We start from the raw sequence: 18998 nt of genomic DNA on the forward strand, positions 1-18998 counted from the left end.
TACACAAGCGGATCACGTCCCCACGTGCACGCGGTTGGCCTGCTCGGCCAGGCCCAGGTGGTCGAGCGCGATATCCAGCGCCAGCACATAACTCTGCGCGCCATACCCAGCAGCAATGCCCAGGCGCTGGCCGACACCGGCCGGCAGGCACGGTTCGGCTACTGCGCCGTCGTCATGCACCTCTACGTACGCGTTGTGCAGATAGGGCAGCAGCCGCTGCAGGCGCAGACTGTTGGCACACGCACCCGGATCGAGCAGCGTCACCTCGCCACGGCTGTGGTCGGCCACGCGCAGCGCATCGAGTAGTTCCTGTTCCGAACCGCAGGCGCGGATCGCCACGCTGGTGCCGGCGTCGATCGCGCGATGCACCAGCGACTTCAGGACCGGTGCCGGCAGCGGCATCGCGGTGCGGATCAGGGCGCCGGCCGCTTCCGGGCCGCGGATGATGAAGATCGACATGACTCAGCTCTCCTGCGCCAGGCGGCGGCCGACAATGGCCAGCGACAACGGGTAACCGGCCTGCTGGCTGCGCTGGTCGACCACCACGGCGGCGGGGCCGTGCTGCAGGCGCAGGCGTGCATCCAGACCAGGTTCGCTGGGCGCCTGCAACTCGATGTACTGCGCCGGCAGCCGTTCCAGCGCCGCCTGCAGCGCGCCACCTTCGGCCTGCCATTGCGCCTCGTCGGCGGCACCGACATCCAGCAGTACCCAGTCGGCCGAGCGCGCCTGCGGCTGGCACAGGCACTGGCGTACCTCGGACAGGCTGGCGCAATCACTGCACAGCACGCGATGGCCGGCCAGCTGTGCCGGCAGTTGGGGACGCGGTGCCGACGAAGAGGCGTGGCGGATCACCAGGAGGGTCATACAACACCTTGCGGAATGCGCCGTGTGGCGCGGTGGGCACACGATGCGCGTGCTGCCCGTAAAGGTGCGATGCCCGCGGCCGGACCGGGGCGTAAAACCTGCGTAACCCTTCATGTAGAGCCGAGCCTACGCTCGGCTGCTCTGCGCCCCAGTCGGGCAACCTCGACGCTACAAAGAACAAGCCGAGCATGGGCTCGGCTCTACAGGAGCGCGGCGCGGGAACCTCTTGCGCCCGGATGTGGTCTGATGCAGCCACCACCCAACCGGAGCCTGTCATGGATGCTGTTGCCCGTCCCCCCTTTTCCCAACGCGCCGTGGCCTGGCTGAAGAAGGAAGCATTGCCGCTGCTGGTGATGCTCGGCCTGCTCGCCGCCGCCCGCGATACCCTGGCCAACCATTACGTGGTGCCGAGTGGTTCGATGCAGCCGACCCTGCAGCCCGGCGACCGGGTGGTGGTGGACATGCGCGCCTACGGTCTGCGCCTGCCATTCACCAACACGGAACTGATGGCGACCGGCACCCCGCAGCGTGGCGAGGTGGCGGTCTTCGACTCACCGGCCGACGGCACCCGCCTGATCAAGCGCGTGGCGGCGGTGGCCGGTGACCATGTGCAGATGCGCGAAGGCCATCTGAGCATCAACGGGCAGCCGCTGCAGATGGCCGACCTGCAGGACGTGGAAGCCTTCGGCGAGCGACGTGCCCGCCTTGATCTGGACATGGGCGGCGGTCCGGACATCGCCGACCTGGTGGTGCCGGCTGGCAAGGTGCTGGTGCTGGGTGACCACCGCGGCAACAGCTTCGATGGCCGCTTCTTCGGCTTCGTCGACGCCGACAAGCTCTACGGCCGCGCGGTGGCGGTGTACTACCGCCGGGGCGACGGCTTCGAGTGGCAGCGCCTGTAAGCTGAATTGATACTTCTCGTATATCAATCATGACCTATCAGGTTATGGATCGACTGGATAGACGGGCCTAGTCTGAGGCCCGTTCCCTCCCACGCTTGGCCGCCCCCACCGGCCCATCGATCCCATGACTGGCGAAACCGCGGCGGCCGTCGAACGCCGCCCCCCCACTGTCGACTCCAGCGCCGAGACCCGCATCCAGCAGGGCACACCGGCCTTTCGTCGCACCGCGCTGGCGCTGTTCCTGGCCGGCTTTTCCACCTTCGGCCTGCTGTACACGGTGCAGCCGCTGCTGCCTGAGTTCAGCCGTCACTTCGGCGTGTCCGCCGCCGGCAGCGCGATGTCGTTGTCGCTGACCACCGGTACCCTGGCCGTAGCGATGCTGCTGGCCGGGTTGCTGTCCGACGCGGTCGGCCGCCGCCCGTTGATGATCGTCGCGTTGCTGGCCTCGGCCATGCTGTCGCTGAGCTCGGCGCTGGTGGATGACTGGACCACGCTGCTGGTATTGCGCACGCTGCTCGGCCTGGCGCTGAGCGGCGTGCCGGCGGTGGCGATGACCTACCTGGTCGAGGAAATGGACAGCCGCGCGCTGGGCCTGGCGATGGGCCTGTACATCGGCGGCAATGCCATCGGTGGCATGAGCGGACGCCTGCTGGCCGGCATCATCGCCGACCACTGGGGCTGGCGCTGGGGTATCGGCGTGGTCTCGATCATCGCCATCGCCAGTACCGTGCTGTTGTGGCTGCAGCTGCCGCCGTCGCGCCACTTCCATCCCCGTCGTGACGGCCTGCGCCGGTTGCCGTCGCGCTGGCGCCTGCTGTTCGCCGACCCGGGCCTGCCGTGGCTGTTCGCCACCTCGTTCGTGCTGATGGGCGTGTTCGTCACCCTCTACAACTACCTGGGCTACCACCTGCTGGCGCCACCGTACCACCTCAGCCAGACCGTGGTCGGCCTGATCTTCAGCGTCTATCTGGTGGGCACCTTCAGTTCGGCGTGGATGGGCCAGCAGGCAACGCGCTACGGGCGCGGCCGCATCCTGTCGATCTCGTTCGCGTTGATCGGCGCCGGCATCGCACTGCTGGCAATGCCGTGGCTGAGTGCGATGGCACTGGGTATCGCGCTGGTCACGTTCGGCTTCTTCGGCGGCCACTCGGTGGCCAGCAGCTGGGTTGGCAGCCGCGCCGGTACGATGCGCGCCGAAGCCTCGGCGATGTACCTGTTCGCCTACTACCTGGGATCCAGCGTGCTGGGCGGGGTCGGTGGCCTGGCCTATGCGGCCTGGGACTGGCTTGGCGTGTGCGCGTTCGCGGCCGTGCTGACGCTGGTCGGCGGCGGTATCGTCTGGGCACTGCAGCAGCGCGCGCCGCAGCCGGTGACGGCGTGAACCAAACTGTACAGTAGTGCCGGCCGCTGGCCGGCATGCCGGCCCCTGTGGGGTTGCCGGCCAGCGGCCGGCACTACCCGGGTGGGTTGCGCTTCACCCTTCGGCGAACGCCTCACGCAGCAGCGTGGCGAAATTGCGGATCAGCGGCGTTACCCGTTCGCGGTGCCAGGCCAGCTGCACTTCCGAATGCGCGCCAGCATCGGCCAGTGCCACGAAGCGCGATCCTTCCACGCGTATGTGATCGCATGACGACGGCAGGATCGCCGCACCCAGGCCCGCAGCGGCCAGGCTGATCAAGGTCGATGCTTCACCGGCTTCCTGCACGATGCGCGGCGTGAAGCCCGCCGCCGCGCACAACGCGATCATGTGGTCGTGGATGCCCGCGCCGGCGCTGCGGCGGAACGCTACGAACGGCTCCTGCGCGAAGTCGCGCAGCGACAGCGTGCCCTGCTTCGACAGCCTGCGCAGGGCAGGGTGGTCGGCGTGCACGATCAGCGCAAGCGGGTCGACGAACAGGCTGTGCGCCACCAGTTCCGGCGGCAGCGCGCGCTTGCGGATGATGCCCACGTCCAGTGAACCGTCGAGCAGCGCATCGATCTGCTGCAGCGTGTTCATCTCGCTCAGCTGCAGCCGCACCTGCGGGTACTGCTGACGGTAGCGCAGGATCGAACGCGGAATCTGCGGCGACAGCGGCGTGGCGCGAGTCAGACCGATGTGCAGTTCACCCTGCTCACCACGTTGTGCACGCTGCACCTCGTCCACGGCCGTTTCCACCTGCTGTACGATGGCGCGTGCACGTTCCTGCAGCAGTTCGCCCGCAGGCGTCAGCTGCACGCGGCGATGGCTGCGCACGAACAGGCGCGCGTCAATCAGTTCTTCCAGCTGGCGGATCTGTTGGCTGAGCGGCGGCTGTGACATGCCCAGCCGCTCCGCCGCCTGGCCGAAGTGCAGCGTATCGGCAACAGCGAGGAAGTAGCGCAGGTGACGGAGTTCGATGGACATGGGTGCAGTTTATTCATCGTCAGCCGGAAATGGGGTCAGAGCCCGTTGCGCAGCAACGGGATCCGACCCCGTGCCGACCAACGGTCGGCACCCACCATGGGGAGCATTTCCCACAGTTCGCAGAAAACGGTCGAAGGCGGGGTGGGTCCGGTTGCGGGGGCGTGAGCGCCATGGATGGCGCGACCGAGCCTCCATGGACGGATTTACGGCGTTCCCCGTAACCGGACCCACCCCGCCATCCCACGGAAAGCCCGCTGTCGCCGTTGCTGTTGCTTCGGCCTCTGCAGGTGCAGGGCGCAGCCCTGCCGAACACCCCTCACCGCTCCGAATGCCCGCTCTGGTCGTAATCGCGCGGACTGAACAACTCCGGCTGGATCAGCTCGATGAACGCCCGCGCCTGCGCCGACAACGCCTTGCCCCGGCGCACGATCACCCCGTAGCTGCGCTCGGGGAACCAGCGCTTCATCGATCGCGCCGCCAGCCGCTCGTGGTCGGCCTCGTTCAGGCACAGCGCCGGCACGATGGAAATGCCCATGCCCATCGCCACGTACTGCTTGATCACTTCCCAGCCCCCCACCTCCAGCGCCACGGTGTAGGCGATGCGGTGGCGCTGGAACACTTGGTCCACCAGCCGGTAGGTGATCTGCCGCTTCGGCGGCAGCACCAGCGGATAGCGCGCAATATCGGCCAGCTCCAGCTCGCCGCCCTTGGCCAGCGGATGATTGTGCGGTGCGATCAGCACCTGCTCGAAGCGGTAGGCCGGGGCGTAGGTCAGGTCGGCCGGCACATCGGTCATCGAACCGATCGCCAGGTCGGCGGCATCCTCGCGCAGCAGGTCGGTGCCGTCGGCGCTGATCGCGTTGTGCAGGGTCAGGCGCACGTCCGGATGGTGCAGGCGGAAGCGTTCGACGATCTTCGGCAGCAGGTACAGGATGGTCGAACTGTTGGCGGCGATGTTGAGCTCGCCCGCGTCCAGGCCGCGCACCTTGTCGCGGAAGCGCGCCTCCAGCCCGTCCAGGTTCTCCACCAGCGGCTGTGCCATCTCGTACAGCAGCTGGCCCTCGCGGCTGGGCACCAGGCGCCGCCCGCTGCGCTCGAACAATGGCACCCCCAGCTCCCGTTCCAACGCCTGCAACTGCAGGCTGATGGCCGGCTGGCTGACGAAAAGTGCCTCAGCCGCCCGTGAGACCGAGCCCAGGCGCACGGTCTGGCAGAACGCGCGCAGCGGCTTCAGCCGGTCGGATTTGTAGGAAAAACGCGGACTTGGCGCGGTGCGTGTGCTCATCGTGTAACGAGTATTAGCACAACTTATGTAAAACATTGCAAAAACTGTTTTGCCAAATACTGAGGCCCGGCGGCACCGTGGAGACGTTCCCCCACCGCTGGAGTCGCCCCATGTCCGCCGTCGCTTCCGCCGTTCCCACCCCCGCCACCAAGGCCACCCCCGGCATCGCCCTGGCGACCCGCGTGGCCGGCCAGGACACCGTGCTGCCGGCGCCGCTGCTGGCCCTGCTGGTGTCGCTGCACCGCGCGGTGGAACCGGGCCGGCAGGCACGGCTGCAGGCCCGCCGCGAGCGCCAGGCGTTCTTCGACCAGGGCGGCCTGCCGGACTTCCGTGAAGACACCACCGCGATCCGCAGCGGCGACTGGCGCGTTGCGCCGCTGCCGGCCGCGCTGCAGGACCGCCGCGTCGAGATCACCGGCCCGACCGACCCGAAGATGGTCATCAACGCGCTGAACTCGGGCGCCAAGGTGTTCATGGCCGACTTCGAGGATTCGACCTCGCCGACCTGGCGCAATCTGCTGGCCGGGCAGCAGTCGCTGGCTGCGGCGGTGCGCGGCGATCTGGAATACACCGCCGCCAATGGCAAGCACTACACGCTGCGCCCGTACGACGAACAGGCGGTGCTGATCGTTCGCCCGCGTGGCTGGCACCTGGACGAGAAGCACGTGCGCATCGACGGCCAGTTCCTCGCCGGTGGCCTGTTCGACGCAGCGGTGTTCGCCTTCCACAACGCCCGCACCCTGCAGGCGAAGGATCGTGGCCCGTACTTCTACCTGCCCAAGCTGCAGAGCATGGAAGAGGCGGCGCTGTGGGAGACCGCGCTCTCCCATATCGAGGGCATGCTCGGCCTGCCGCACGGCCAGATCAAGGTGACCGTGCTGATCGAAACGCTGCCGGCGGTGTTCGAGATGGACGAGATCCTGCACGCGCTGCGTGATCGCATCGTCGGCCTGAACTGCGGGCGCTGGGACTACATCTTCTCGTACCTGAAGACCTTCCGCCGCCACGCCGACCGCGTGCTGCCCGAACGTGGCCAGGTGACCATGACCCAGCCGTTCCTGAAGGCCTATTCGGAACTGCTGATCCAGACCTGCCACCGCCGCGGTGCGCATGCGATGGGCGGCATGGCCGCGCAGATTCCGATCAACAACGATGCCGCCGCCAACGAACAGGCCATGGCCCGCGTGCGCGCCGACAAGCTGCGTGAAGTCAGCGCCGGCCACGACGGCACCTGGGTCGCGCATCCGGCGCTGATTCCGGTGGCGATGGCGATCTTCGACGAACACATGCCCGGTGCGAACCAGCACAGCGTGCTGCGCCAGGACGTGCGCGTCGGCCGCGATGAACTGATCGCGCGGCCGCCGGGCACCATCACCCGTGCCGGCTTCGAAGGCAACGTGGAAGTCTGCGTGCGTTACCTGGCGGCGTGGCTGGATGGCAACGGCTGTGTGCCGATCCATCACCTGATGGAGGACGCGGCCACCGCCGAGATCAGCCGCAGCCAGTTGTGGCAGTGGCTGCATACGCCCGGCCAGCAGCTGGACGATGGCACCGCGATCGACCAGGCCCTGCTGGATTCCACCTTGGCGCAGCTGCCGGCACGGCTGGGCGATACCGCCGCGCTGCCTGGTGGCGCACGCATCAGCGAGGCCATCGCCCTGCTCGGCGAATTGAGCCGCAGCGACGAACTGACCGATTTCCTGACCCTGCCGGCCTACGCGCGCATCGACTGACTGCCGCCCGCGTCTGCCGCCGTTTCCCTCCCCGCCGCACGCACGAACCGAACTGGAGAAAGACATGAGCAAGCTGCCCACTGCCGAACAGATCCAGCACGACTGGGATACCCACCCGCGTTGGGAAGGCATCCAGCGCAACTACAGCGCTGCCGACGTGGTGCGCCTGCGCGGCACCGTCCACATCGAGCATTCGCTGGCCCGCCTGGGCGCCGAGAAGCTGTGGGCGTCACTGCACGAGCGCGAGTTCGTCAACGCGCTGGGTGCACTGACCGGCAATCAGGCCATGCAGCAGGTCAAGGCCGGCCTGAAGGCGATCTACCTGTCCGGTTGGCAGGTGGCGGCCGACGCCAACCTGGCCGGGCAGATGTATCCGGACCAGTCGCTGTACCCGGCTGATTCGGTGCCGGCGGTGGTCAAGCGCATCAACAACACGCTGCTGCGCGCCGACCAGCTGCATCACGCCGAAGGCAAGGATGACATCGACTTCCTGCAGCCGATCGTGGCCGATGCCGAGGCCGGCTTCGGCGGCGTACTCAACGCCTTTGAACTGATGAAGGCGATGATCGAGGCCGGCGCCGCCGGCGTGCACTTCGAGGACCAGCTGGCCTCGGTGAAGAAGTGCGGGCACATGGGCGGCAAGGTGCTGGTGCCGACCCGCGAGGCGATCGAGAAGCTCAACGCCGCACGCCTGGCCGCCGACGTGATGGGCGTGCCGACCCTGCTGGTCGCGCGCACCGATGCCGAAGCTGCGGATCTGCTGACCAGTGACATCGACGGCAACGACAAGCCGTTCACCACCGGTGAGCGTACCGTCGAAGGCTTCTACAAGACCCGCAACGGCCTGGACCAGGCGATCAGCCGCGGCCTGGCCTATGCGCCCTACGCCGACCTGGTGTGGTGCGAGACCGGCAAGCCGGACCTGGAATTTGCACGGAAATTCGCCGAGGCGATCCATGCGAAGTTCCCCGGCAAGCTGCTGGCCTACAACTGCTCGCCCAGCTTCAACTGGAAGAAGAACCTGGACGACGCCACCATTGCCAAGTTCCAGCGCGAACTGGGCAGCTACGGCTACAAGTTCCAGTTCATCACCCTGGCAGGGTTCCATGCGTTGAACTACGGCATGTTCAATCTGGCCCACGGCTACGCACGCCGCCAGATGAGTGCGTTCGTGGAACTGCAGGAAGCCGAGTTCGAAGCGGCCGAGCGCGGTTTCACTGCGGTCAAGCACCAGCGTGAGGTCGGTACCGGCTATTTCGATGCGGTGACCCAGGCGATCCAGCAGGGCCAGTCGTCGACCACCGCGCTGACCGGCTCGACCGAGGAAGAGCAGTTCCACGGCGGGCGCAGCGAACGCGCGGCGTGATCCGGTGCGCGGCGTGATCCGGTAGTGCCGGCCGCTGGCCGGCAATCACGGGATGCTCCGGGCGCTGCGTGGCAGCCGGCCAGCGGCCGGCTCTACCGGGCCCTGGAAATCCGATCAGGGTGGCCAGGGAAGGGCCAGGCAACGCCGGCCGGTCGGGGGACCTGCCGGCGTTGTTGTATCGATGCAAGGGGCAGCCAGCGGGCAGCGTCAATCAGGCGCACCCCGGGTTCCGGCAACTTGGCCGAAACCCTGTGAAACCCGGCATCGAATTGATCCAGCAGGGGTTTTGCCCGGGCGCCCGTGACCAGAACGGGCCACCACCGATCTTCACATCAATCAAGATCGGCAGAGCGGTCAAAATGAGATAGGGCGCACACTTTAAAGCGGTGCTATGCTCCGCGGCTCACCAGGGGACGCTGGCGGCGGGTGCAGGGAATGACCGGCAGGGGTGCGGCCGAGAACAGTGATGTGACGACAGGTATCGCCCGGGTGGCGATGGCCGAGATCGTGCACGCGCTGTTGTCAGATGCCGAGGTGGCATTGTTTGCCAGATTCGCCCGCGCATGCAAGCTCCGTGCCGGACAGTGGCTGTTCCAGCGTGGTCACCGCGGCGAGCGCATGTATGTGATCCTCGAAGGCCAGATCGAACTGGACTTCGGCGAGGACCTGGTGATCAAGACACTCGGGCAGCACGAGTTCTTCGGAGAACTGGGCCTGCTGGTCGGCGACCACCTGCGCAGCGCGAGCGCGCGCGCGCTGGTCGACTGCGATGTGCTGGAACTGGGGCCGGCTGATTTCCACCGGCTGGTCGAATCCAATCCGGGCCTGGTGGCCTATTTCCTGCGCCGCACGATCATGCGCGTGCTGGCCAACGAACAGGCCCTGATCAGCCAGCTGCGCCGGCGCAACCACGATCTGGAAACCGCGCTGGACAACCTCTACATCACCACCCACCAGCTGACCCACACCCGCGAGCTGGTGCGTACCGATGAACTGACCGGCCTGCACAACCGCCGTGGCCTCACCCTGTACCTGCAGGAGTGCCGCGAGCGTGCCGAGGGGCCGCCACAGGCGCTGCTGCTGATCGACTGCGACCGCTTCAAGCAGATCAACGACCGCCACGGCCACCAGGCCGGCGACCGCGTGCTGCAGAGCATGGGCAACATCCTGCGCTCGATGGCTGGCGAGCAGGATCTGGCCTGCCGGCTTGGCGGCGATGAGTTCTGCCTGATGCTGCGCCGTGGCAACCGCGAGATCGTGCAGCACGCTGCCGAGTTCATCCTCAGCGCGGTGCACGGCCTGCTCGAGCGCAGTCACGGCACGCCGCATGTAAGCCTGGTCAGCATCGGAGCCAGCCTGCTGGATGCCGACGCGGGCTGGAGTGAGTGGTATGCCAGCGCCGATCGGGCGCTGTACCGGGCCAAGCGTGATGGCGGCAACTGCCTGCGCTGGGTGGATGATCCGGACGGCCAATAGGGAGATGCAGGCGATGAATGGCGACAACGGAACGTCAGCCCCGCATAGCCCACAGCTACGCGCCCTGCTGTTCACTGATCTGTGTGATTCGCTGCAGCTGGTCGAGCGGATCGGCGACGTGGCGGCGGCGAGCCTGTTCCAGGAACACGACCGCCTGGTGCTGGTGCTGCAGCACCGCTGGAATGGCCAGCTGATCGATCGTTCGGACGGCCTGTTCATGCTGTTCGAGCGCGCCATCGATGCCCTGGGCTTCGCCCTGGACTACCAGCGTGAACTGCATGCGCTGGGCCAGCAGCGTGCGATTGAACTGCGCGCGCGTGCTGGCCTGCATGTGGGCGACGTGCTGACCTGGGAAAACAGTGCCGAGGCAGTCCGCGCCGGCGCCAAGTCGATGGAAGTGGAAGGCCTGGCCAAGCCGATGGCGGCGCGCCTGATGATGCTGGCCCGGCCCGGCCAGATCCTGTTGTCGGCGGTAGCCGAATCGCTGACCCGCCGTGCCACCGATGCGTTGGGCGAGCGCGGCACGCGCCTGTTGTGGAAGTCGCACGGGCGCTGGCGCTTCAAGGGCGTGCCGGTGGTACAGGAAGTGATCGAAGTGGGCGAGATCGGCTCCGCACCGCTGCGCATGCCGCGTGCCAATGCCAAGGCCCGCCGCGACCTGCCGTTGTGGCGGCAGCCGCTGGTGCTGGCCGCCGAAGGCCTGGTGCTGGCGGTGGCGGTGCTGGGCGGCTGGCTGCTGCTGCGGCCGGAACCGGCGATCGCGTTCGCCGAGCGCGACTGGGTGGTGCTCGGTGATGTCGACAACCTCACCGGCGACCCGATCTTCGACGACTCGATGCGGCACGCGATCCGGATCGCGCTGGAGCAATCGCGCTACGTGAACGTGCTGTCGGAGGGCAAGATCCGCGAAAGCCTGGAAATGGCGCGGCTCTCGGGCGATACCCGGCTCAGCCGCGATACCGCGGCCAACGTGGCGGTGCGGGAAGGCGCGCGCGCCGTGCTGCTGCCGACGGTGCGGCAGAAGATCGGTGGCTACGAGCTGGCCATCGATGTCGCCGCACCCGGCAGCGGCCAGGTGATCCAGACGTTCACCGCCACCGTGGATCGATCCGACCAGATGGTGTTCGCGGTGGACGACGTGGTCGGGCGCCTGCGTCGCGGACTGGGCGAATCGGTGGCGAGCCTGGAACAGTCGTTGCCGCTGCCGCGGGCATCGACCCAGGACCTTCGCGCACTGCGTGCGTTCGCGCTGGCGGAAAGTGCACTGGGCCAGCGTCGCTTCGAGGAGGCGCGCAACCTGTACCAGGCGGCGATCGATATCGATCCTGGTTTCGCCCTGGCCTACATGGGCGTGGCCAAACTGCATGCGCGCGTCGAGGAAGGGCGGCGTGCACGCGAAGCCATGCAGCATGCGCTGGACCTGCAGGATCGGCTGCCGCCACGCGAGCGGCTGTACCTGAAGGCCTGGATGGCCGAGCTGGAGCCGGGTGGCTGGGCGCTGGAGCAATGGCGCACGCTGGCCAAGGTCTATCCGGATTCGTTCGCGGGGCTGTCCAACACCTCCTGGTACCTGCTGCAGGCCAACCAGTTCAGCGAGGCGGAACCCTATGCGCGTGCGGCCGCAGTACCGCAGGATCCGCTGCGGCTGTATCCGTTGGTCCACCTGGTGCGGATACAGATCGCTGCCAACCAACCGCAGCTCGCTGCCGAAACGCTGGCCCAGGCGCAGGTCCTGCGCGGCCGTGATGACGCCGATGAGACCGGTGTGGATGTGCTGGTGGCCCAGGGGCAGTACGCCAAGGCAGCGAAGCTGTTACCGCAGATCCATGGCAGCGATGCCCTGCAGCAGCGGATGAAGCTGCGTGCGCAGTTGTTGCTGGCGGCCGCGCAGCGCGATTGCGCGGCCATGCAGCAGGCGATACGCGAAGATGCAGCGGCGCCGACGCTGATCGACCTGCAGGTGCAGCAGCGCCTGCAGCACGCCAGCGTGGCGGCGCTGTGCCCGAGCGCTGACCGTGCCGGGCTGCAGGCCATTGCGGCGCTGCTGCAGCCGATGCTGCAGGAGCGTGATGATCCCATGCTGCATGCCCGTGGCCTGCAATGGCTGGCACTGGTCCACCTGGCGCAGCGGCAGGGCCAGTTCGAACTGGCCAGGCGCTGGCTGGACGAGCAGCGGCCCCTGCTGCGCAGCCTGCGCAGTCCGGTCGCGGACCGCTGGCTGCGCATCGTCAGCGCCATGGACGAACTGCAGATGCAGCGGCCCGATGCAGCCCGCGCGCTGATCGAGCCGATGCTCGATGGCAGCGAGCCGGTGCAGGCACACGTCGTGCTGCTGCTCGCGCTGCGCGCACAGGGCAATGAAGCCGCGGTACGCCGCGAGCAGGCCTGGCTGTCCCAGCATCGCGGCCAGGCCATTGCCGAGGTCACCGCCATGCAGGTCTGGCAACCACTGAACGTGCATGACGTGTCCATGTGGGCATCGCCGGCCACGGCCGGCGCGCCCTGATGGCGGGTCAACCGTCGATGCGCTCGCCGACCTTGCCGGCTTCGAAGCAGAACACCACGGTCATGGCCGCCACCGACCCGGACAGGTGGGCCTGCAGCCCGTCACGCACCTGGCTCAGCTCTTCGACCGAGGCCAGGGTGCCGATCTTCATGCAGTCGTTCTCGCCAACGGCACCGTCCAGCCCGATCGAGGCCAGGGCCTTGGCCGGCGACGCGGTGAAGTGGCTGCGGAAGTCGTCGCTGCCGATCAGGTGGTCCAGCAGGAGGCTGGCGTCTGCGGCGGAAAGGCGGGGATGGGTGCTCATGGGGATCGTCCGTAAGTGGAGTTTCTCGTATCGGCCGCGACAGCCTGCCATTGAGGGCCGCGCTGTGCACATCGCTAAAGTTGGCCGCGCCGCGGTCGTTGCTGCTATGCCGGTTGTGCGGCAGAAGGAAGGAAACCGATGCGCCTGCGCCGCTGCGCCAGCCTGATGTTCGAGCCCCGCGAGGCGGTCACCCTGGACCTGCGCGCGATGCTGGCCGGCCACGCCGAGATGGACAGCCAGATCAGCTGGGTGGCGCTGGCCGCGCATCTGGACCAGCCGCTGCCGGTGGACGCCGAGGAGCGCCAGCTGCTGGGCGAGCTCAGCGCGCACCGCTGGAGCGAACCGCCCGCCGATGCCTCCCCGGCGATGCTGGCCCGCCTGGTCGAGCAGGGCCTGCTGCTGACCGACCCGCCGAGCGAGGTGGGGCACCAGCTGCGCGACGAGGCGCTGCGGCGCAGCCAGTGGTGGCCGCTGGCTGCACTGGCCCATCGCCATGCACGCTGGCAGGCCGTGGACAGCGTGGAGGACATGCGCCGGCAGGGGTTGGACACCGCTGCCGGCCTGCGCCAGCGCCTCGGGCCGCCACCGCCGGTGGTGCAGCCCATGCAGGGCGACTACCAGCCGCTGCCGCGCAGCGAAGAGGCCGCGTTCGACGCACTGCTGGCGCGCCGCACCACCTGCCGCAATTTCGACCCGCAGCGCGCGTTGCCGCTGCCGTTGCTGGCCCAGGTGCTGCAGCGCACGCTGATGGCGCACGCGGTGCAGAAGGTCGAGCGCGATACCGAGTTCCTGAAGAAGAACGTGCCTTCCGGTGGCGGCCTGCATCCCACCGAAGGCTTCCTGCTGGTGCAGAACGTGGAAGGACTGGCACCGGGCCTGTACCACTACCACCCGGTGCAGCACGCCGTGCTGCCGCTGCCCTCGCCACCGCCGCAGGCACTGCCGGCGCTGGCGCGGCGGATGCTGTCCGGGCAGGCGTGGTTCGCCGATGCGCCGGCGCTGCTGGTGCTGGCGCCGCGCTATGACCGCTGCTTCTGGAAGTACCGCAACCACGCCAAGGCGCACCGTGCGGTGACGCTGGATGTCGGTCACATCTCGCAGCTGCTGTACCTGTGCGCGACCGAGCGCGGCCTGGCCGCCTTCGTCACCGCAGCCATCAACGATGCCGATGTCGATCGTGCCTTCGGCTTCGATGGCATCGGCCAGAGCGCGATGGCCATCTGCGGCCTGGGCTGGCGCAGTGCCACACTGGACACGGCCGAATTCGATCCCGCTGGTCGGGTGACGGCGGGCGACGACCGCTGAGCGACCGTCGCCCCGGCGTTCACGCCGCTTCGAAGTCCACCAGCACCGCGCCGTCGTTGACCTGGTCACCGGCCTTGGCGCGGTAGCCCTTCACCGTGCCGTCGGCCGGCGCCTGCAGGGTGTGCTCCATCTTCATCGCTTCCAACACCACCAGCGGCGTGCCGCGCTTGACCTCGGTACCGGCGGCGACCAGCGTGGCCACGATCTTCCCGGGCATCGGTGCCAGCAGGCTGCCGGCATCGGCCACGGCGTGGTCCGATTCGCTCACCGGATCATGCAGGGTGAAACGGTGCTGGCCGTCGGTGCCGAACAGGTACAGCTGGTCACCGTCGCGCAGCAGCTGCAGTGTCCAGCGGCGCCCGCCCAGCTGCACCGCCAGCCCCCGCACATCGGCGGTGCCGATCACCTGCACGGGTGCTGCGTCATCGCACTGCACGCGCCAGCCATCGGCCTGCGCCCACACCTTCAGCGTGTGCCGGCATTCGCCCTGCTGCAGCGGCAGCACGCGCGGCGCGGGCGCGCCAAGGCGCCAGCCGTCCTGCGCCTGCCACGGCGAATGCGGGTCGCGCGCGTCGCTGGCTGCACCTGCAGTAGTGGCCACGGCGGCCACCGCCGCCAGCAGCCACAGCGCATCATCGCTGTCACCCACCTGGCCCAATGCGGCCTGCTCGCGCTCGATCAGCGCGGTATCCAGCTTGGCGTGGGTAAACGAATCGGTGTTCACCAGGCGGCGCAGGAAACCGGCATTGGTGGTCACGCCCACCACCTGGCAGTCGGCCAGGGCCTGGCTCATGCGGCGCAGTGCGGCGTCGCGGCCCACGTCCCAGACGATCAGCTTGGCAATCATGGGATCGTAGTACGGCGTGATGCTGTCGCCTTCCTCGACACCGGTATCCACGCGCACATGAGTCGACGGCGCCGGCAGGCGCAGGCGGCGCAGGAGGCCGGTGGACGGCAGGAAACCACGGTCGGCGTCTTCGGCATACAGCCGCGCCTCGATGGCGTGGCCGTGGATCGCCAGCTGCTCCTGGCGCAGCGGCAGTGGCTGGCCCGAGGCTACGCGCAGCTGCCACTCCACCAGGTCGGTGCCGGTGATGTACTCGGTCACCGGGTGCTCGACCTGCAGGCGGGTGTTCATCTCCATGAAGTAGAAATCGCCGTCCGGGCCGGCGATGAACTCCACCGTTCCGGCGCCGACGTAGCCCACCGCGCGCGCGGCATCGACCGCGGCCTTGCCCATCGCCGCACGACGTTCGGGGCTCATGCCCGGGGCGGGCGCTTCTTCCAGCACCTTCTGGTGGCGGCGCTGCACCGAGCAATCGCGCTCGAACAGGTAGACCGCATCACCGTGGCTGTCGCCGAACACCTGGATCTCGATATGGCGCGGGCGCTCGACGTACTTCTCGACCAGCACATGGTCGTTGCCGAATGCCGAGGCGGCCTCGCGCTGGCAGCTGGCCAGTGCATCGACGAAGTCCTCGCTGCGTTCGACCTTGCGCATGCCCTTGCCACCGCCACCGGCGCTGGCCTTGATCAGTACCGGGTAGCCGATGGCATCGGCCTGCGCGCGCAGGAACGTCGGCTCCTGCTGGTCGCCGTGGTAGCCCGGCGTCAGTGGCACACCGGCCTTGGCCATCAACGCCTTGGCCGCGCTCTTGTCACCCATCGCGCGGATCGCGCTGGCCGGCGGCCCGATGAAGGTGACGCCGGCGGCGGCGCAGGCATCGGCGAAGTCGGCATTCTCGGACAGGAAGCCGTAACCGGGGTGGATCGCCTGCGCGCCGGTCAGGCGTGCGGCGTCGAGCAGGGCGTCGCCGCGCAGGTAGCTCTCACGCGCGGCGGCCGGGCCGATGTGGATGGCCTCGTCGGCCAGGCGTACGTGGCGTGCGTTGCGGTCGGCATCGGAATACACCGCCACGGTGGCGATGCCGAGGCGGCGGCAGGTGGCGATGACGCGGCAGGCGATTTCGCCGCGGTTGGCGATCAGGACTTTGGTGAACATGGCAACAGGCTCGGTCATGGCACGGGTTACATGCGGAACACGCCGAAGCGCGTCTGCTGCGGGGCGGCGTTGAGGCTGGCCGACAGCGCCAGCGCCAGCACCCGGCGGGTGTCGGCCGGATCGATCACGCCGTCGTCCCACAGGCGTGCGCTGGCGTAGTACGGGTGGCCCTGCTGCTCGAACTGATCGCGGATCGGTGCCTTGAACGCGTCTTCCTCCGCTGCCGGCCACTGGCCGCCCTTGGCCTCGATGCCATCGCGCTTGACCGTGGCTAGCACGCTGGCGGCCTGTTCGCCACCCATCACGCCGATGCGCGCGTTCGGCCACATCCACAGGAAGTTCGGCGAGTATGCACGGCCGCACATGCCGTAGTTGCCGGCACCGAACGAGCCACCGATCACCACGGTGAACTTGGGTACCCTGGCGCAGGCCACCGCCATCACCAGCTTGGCCCCGTCCTTGGCGATACCACCCTGTTCGTACTTTCGACCGACCATGAAGCCGGTGATGTTCTGCAGGAACACCAGCGGGATGTTGCGCTGGGTGCACAGCTCGATGAAGTGCGCGCCCTTCAGTGCCGACTCGGAGAACAGGATGCCGTTGTTGGCGATGATGCCGATCGGGTAGCCGTTCAGATGGGCGAAGCCGGTGACCAGCGTTGCGCCGTAGCGCGGCTTGAATTCATCGAAGCGTGAGCCATCGACCAGCCGCGCGATCACTTCGCGTACGTCGTAGGGCTTGCGCGTATCGGCCGGGATCACCCCGTACAGTTCGTGTGCCGGCAGCAGCGGTTCCTCGGGCGCCTGCACCGCCATCGCCGGTTCCGGCTTGCGCCAGTTGAGCTGGGCGATGATCGCGCGCACCCGTGCCAGTGCCTGCAGGTCGTTGTCGGCCATGTGGTCAGCCACGCCGGAGATGCGCGTGTGCACATCGGCGCCGCCCAGTTCCTCGGCCGTCACCACTTCGCCGGTGGCCGCCTTCACCAGCGGCGGGCCGCCGAGGAAGATCGTGCCCTGCTCGCGCACGATCACCGTCTCGTCGCTCATCGCTGGCACATAGGCACCACCAGCGGTGCAGCTGCCCATCACGCAGGCGATCTGCGGAATGCCCTGCGCCGACAGGTTGGCCTGGTTGTAGAAGATGCGGCCGAAATGGTCGCGGTCGGGAAAGACTTCGTCCTGCAGCGGCAGGAACGCACCACCGGAATCGACCAGGTAGATGCACGGCAGGTGGTTCTGCTCGGCGATCTCCTGCGCGCGCAGGTGCTTCTTCACCGTCATCGGGTAGTAGGTGCCGCCCTTGACCGTGGCATCGTTGGCCACGATCACGCATTCCACGCCACTGACGCGGCCGATGCCGGCCACTACGCCAGCGGCCGGCACGGTGTCTTCGTACATGCCGTGCGCGGCCAGCGGCGCGATTTCCAGGAACGCGCTGCCCGGGTCGAGCAGGGCGTCGATGCGGTCGCGCACCAGCAGCTTGCCGCGCGCGGTGTGCTTGGCGCGTGCGGCTTCGCTGCCACCCAGTGCGGTGCGGGCGAGGGTGGCATGCAGGTCGTCGACCACGGCCTGCATGGCCGCGCGGTTGCTTTCAAACGTTTCGCTGCCTGGTTGCAGCTGGGTGCTCAATACGGTCATCGCAGTGGCCTTACAGGGTGCGCTGGAACAGTTCGCGGCCGATCAGCATGCGGCGGATCTCGGACGTGCCGGCGCCGATCTCATACAGCTTGGCATCGCGCCACAAGCGGCCGGTCGGGTATTCGTTGATGTAGCCGTTGCCGCCCAGGATCTGGATCGCCTGGCCAGTCAGCCAGGTGGCCTTCTCGGCGGCGTACAGGATGGCACCGGCGGCGTCCTGGCGGGTGGTGCGGCCCTGGTCGCAGGCGCGTGCCACGGCATAGACATACGCGCGGCAGGCACCCAGGCCCACGTACATGTCGGCGATCTTGGCCTGGATCAGCTGGAAGCTGCCGATCGGCTCGCCGAACTGGTGGCGCTCGTGCACATACGGCATCACCACGTCCATGGCCGCGGCCATCAGGCCCAGCGGGCCACCGGACAGCACCACGCGCTCGTAGTCCAGGCCGGACATCAGCACGCGCACGCCACCGCCAACCTGGCCCAGCACGTTCTCTTCAGGAATCTCGCAATCCTGGAACACCAGCTCGCAGGTGGGCGAAGAACGCATGCCCAGCTTGTCCAGCTTCTGCGCGGTGGAAAAGCCCTTCATGCCCTTCTCGACCAGGAACGCGGTGATGCCCTTGGCGCCGGCCTCCATGTCGGTCTTGGCGTAGACCACCAGCACGTCGGCATCCGGGCCGTTGGTGATCCACATCTTGTTGCCGTTGAGCACGTAGCGGTCGCCGCGCTTGTCCGCGCGCAGCTTCATCGACACCACGTCCGAACCGGCGCCCGGTTCGCTCATCGCCAGCGCGCCCACCCTGGCGCCGCTGCACAGGTCGGGCAGGAAGCGCTGCTTCTGTTCCTCGTTGCCGTTCTTGCGCAGCTGGTTCACGCACAGGTTGGAGTGCGCGCCATAGGACAGGCCGATGCCGCCGGAAGCGCGCGAGATCTCTTCCATCGCCACCACATGGGCCAGGTAGCCCATGCCGGTGCCACCGTATGCTTCTTCCACGGTGAGGCCCAGCAGCCCCTGTTCGCCCAGCTTCGGCCACAGGGCCAGCGGGAACTGGTTGCTGGCATCGGCCTCGGCGGCCAGCGGCGCGACCTCGGCGGCGGCAAAATGGGCCACGCTCTGGCGCAGCAGGTCGATGTCTTCGCCAAGATCGAAGTTCAGGGATGGCACGTGCATTGTGGTGGCTCCACGGCGGGATGGCAGGAATGGACGCACCCGGCGGGGGAGTGGGCGGCGG

Annotated in this window: 15 protein-coding genes; 7 read left to right on the forward strand and 8 right to left on the reverse strand. The window is 68.0% G+C overall.

What is annotated here, in order from left to right; genetic code table 11:
- Positions 1-12 precede the first annotated feature (12 nt).
- Positions 13-459 carry a 3-dehydroquinate dehydratase gene (locus ACSDHM_RS19845; RefSeq protein ID WP_004153636.1) on the reverse strand — a complete coding sequence of 149 codons (447 nt, stop codon included), beginning with the start codon at positions 457-459 and terminating at the stop codon, positions 13-15.
- A 3-nt stretch (positions 460-462) separates the two neighbouring features.
- Positions 463-864, reverse strand: coding sequence for a hypothetical protein (locus ACSDHM_RS19850; RefSeq protein WP_061480257.1), 402 nt, complete (start codon positions 862-864; stop codon positions 463-465).
- A gap of 275 nt (positions 865-1139) precedes the next feature.
- Between ACSDHM_RS19850 and lepB the strand changes: the two genes are divergently transcribed.
- Both lepB and ACSDHM_RS19860 read left to right on the forward strand, forming a co-directional pair.
- Positions 1140-1766, forward strand: a complete 627-nt coding sequence (gene lepB, locus ACSDHM_RS19855; protein WP_005420745.1) for a signal peptidase I — start codon at positions 1140-1142, stop codon at positions 1764-1766.
- A 124-nt stretch (positions 1767-1890) separates the two neighbouring features.
- Positions 1891-3147, forward strand: coding sequence for an MFS transporter (locus ACSDHM_RS19860; protein WP_439426522.1), 1257 nt, complete (start codon positions 1891-1893; stop codon positions 3145-3147).
- Between the two features lie 93 nt (positions 3148-3240).
- On the opposite strand, the gene ACSDHM_RS19865 is transcribed toward ACSDHM_RS19860, so the two are convergent.
- A complete protein-coding gene (locus ACSDHM_RS19865) occupies positions 3241-4149 on the reverse strand; it encodes a LysR family transcriptional regulator (RefSeq protein WP_005420736.1) in 909 nt (302 codons plus the stop codon).
- A gap of 316 nt (positions 4150-4465) precedes the next feature.
- Positions 4466-5434, reverse strand: coding sequence for a LysR family transcriptional regulator (locus ACSDHM_RS19870; RefSeq protein WP_439426523.1), 969 nt, complete (start codon positions 5432-5434; stop codon positions 4466-4468).
- A gap of 110 nt (positions 5435-5544) precedes the next feature.
- On the opposite strand from ACSDHM_RS19870, the gene aceB reads away from it, so the two are divergent.
- The 4 genes from aceB (at position 5545) to ACSDHM_RS19890 (ending at position 12515) form a co-directional block, all read left to right on the forward strand.
- Complete coding sequence (aceB, locus tag ACSDHM_RS19875; protein ID WP_072167320.1) at positions 5545-7167, forward strand: malate synthase A; 1623 nt, start codon at positions 5545-5547, stop codon at positions 7165-7167.
- 64 nt (positions 7168-7231) lie between these two features.
- Positions 7232-8533: an isocitrate lyase gene (gene aceA, locus ACSDHM_RS19880; RefSeq protein ID WP_111201766.1), complete on the forward strand. Its 1302-nt coding sequence runs from the start codon at positions 7232-7234 to the stop codon at positions 8531-8533.
- 435 nt (positions 8534-8968) lie between these two features.
- Complete coding sequence (locus tag ACSDHM_RS19885) at positions 8969-10009, forward strand: GGDEF domain-containing protein (protein WP_061480263.1); 1041 nt, start codon at positions 8969-8971, stop codon at positions 10007-10009.
- 13 nt (positions 10010-10022) lie between these two features.
- Positions 10023-12515, forward strand: coding sequence for a putative peptide modification system cyclase (locus ACSDHM_RS19890; protein ID WP_255299128.1), 2493 nt, complete (start codon positions 10023-10025; stop codon positions 12513-12515).
- A 7-nt stretch (positions 12516-12522) separates the two neighbouring features.
- Here ACSDHM_RS19890 and ACSDHM_RS19895 read toward each other — a convergent pair whose 3' ends face one another.
- Positions 12523-12819, reverse strand: a complete 297-nt coding sequence (locus tag ACSDHM_RS19895; protein WP_072167317.1) for an NHLP-related RiPP peptide — start codon at positions 12817-12819, stop codon at positions 12523-12525.
- Between the two features lie 138 nt (positions 12820-12957).
- Between ACSDHM_RS19895 and ACSDHM_RS19900 the strand changes: the two genes are divergently transcribed.
- Entirely contained in the window at positions 12958-14124 is a 1167-nt protein-coding gene (locus tag ACSDHM_RS19900; RefSeq protein ID WP_005420721.1) for a putative peptide maturation dehydrogenase, read from the forward strand.
- Positions 14125-14143: 19 nt separating this feature from the next.
- Here the strand turns inward: ACSDHM_RS19900 and ACSDHM_RS19905 are convergent, their stop codons facing one another.
- From ACSDHM_RS19905 to ACSDHM_RS19915, 3 genes are read right to left on the reverse strand one after another with little or no spacing between them, the layout of a single operon-like run.
- Entirely contained in the window at positions 14144-16126 is a 1983-nt protein-coding gene (locus ACSDHM_RS19905) for an acetyl-CoA carboxylase biotin carboxylase subunit (protein ID WP_088496133.1), read from the reverse strand.
- Positions 16127-16152: 26 nt separating this feature from the next.
- Positions 16153-17763, reverse strand: a complete 1611-nt coding sequence (locus tag ACSDHM_RS19910; protein WP_065196009.1) for a carboxyl transferase domain-containing protein — start codon at positions 17761-17763, stop codon at positions 16153-16155.
- A 10-nt stretch (positions 17764-17773) separates the two neighbouring features.
- Positions 17774-18937: an isovaleryl-CoA dehydrogenase gene (locus ACSDHM_RS19915; RefSeq protein ID WP_072167315.1), complete on the reverse strand. Its 1164-nt coding sequence runs from the start codon at positions 18935-18937 to the stop codon at positions 17774-17776.
- Between the last annotated feature and the right edge of the window lie 61 nt (positions 18938-18998).

Origin of the sequence: Stenotrophomonas sp. T8 (assembly GCF_051853085.1) — a bacterium.
In the GTDB taxonomy this organism is placed as follows: Bacteria; Pseudomonadota; Gammaproteobacteria; order Xanthomonadales; family Xanthomonadaceae; genus Stenotrophomonas; species Stenotrophomonas sepilia.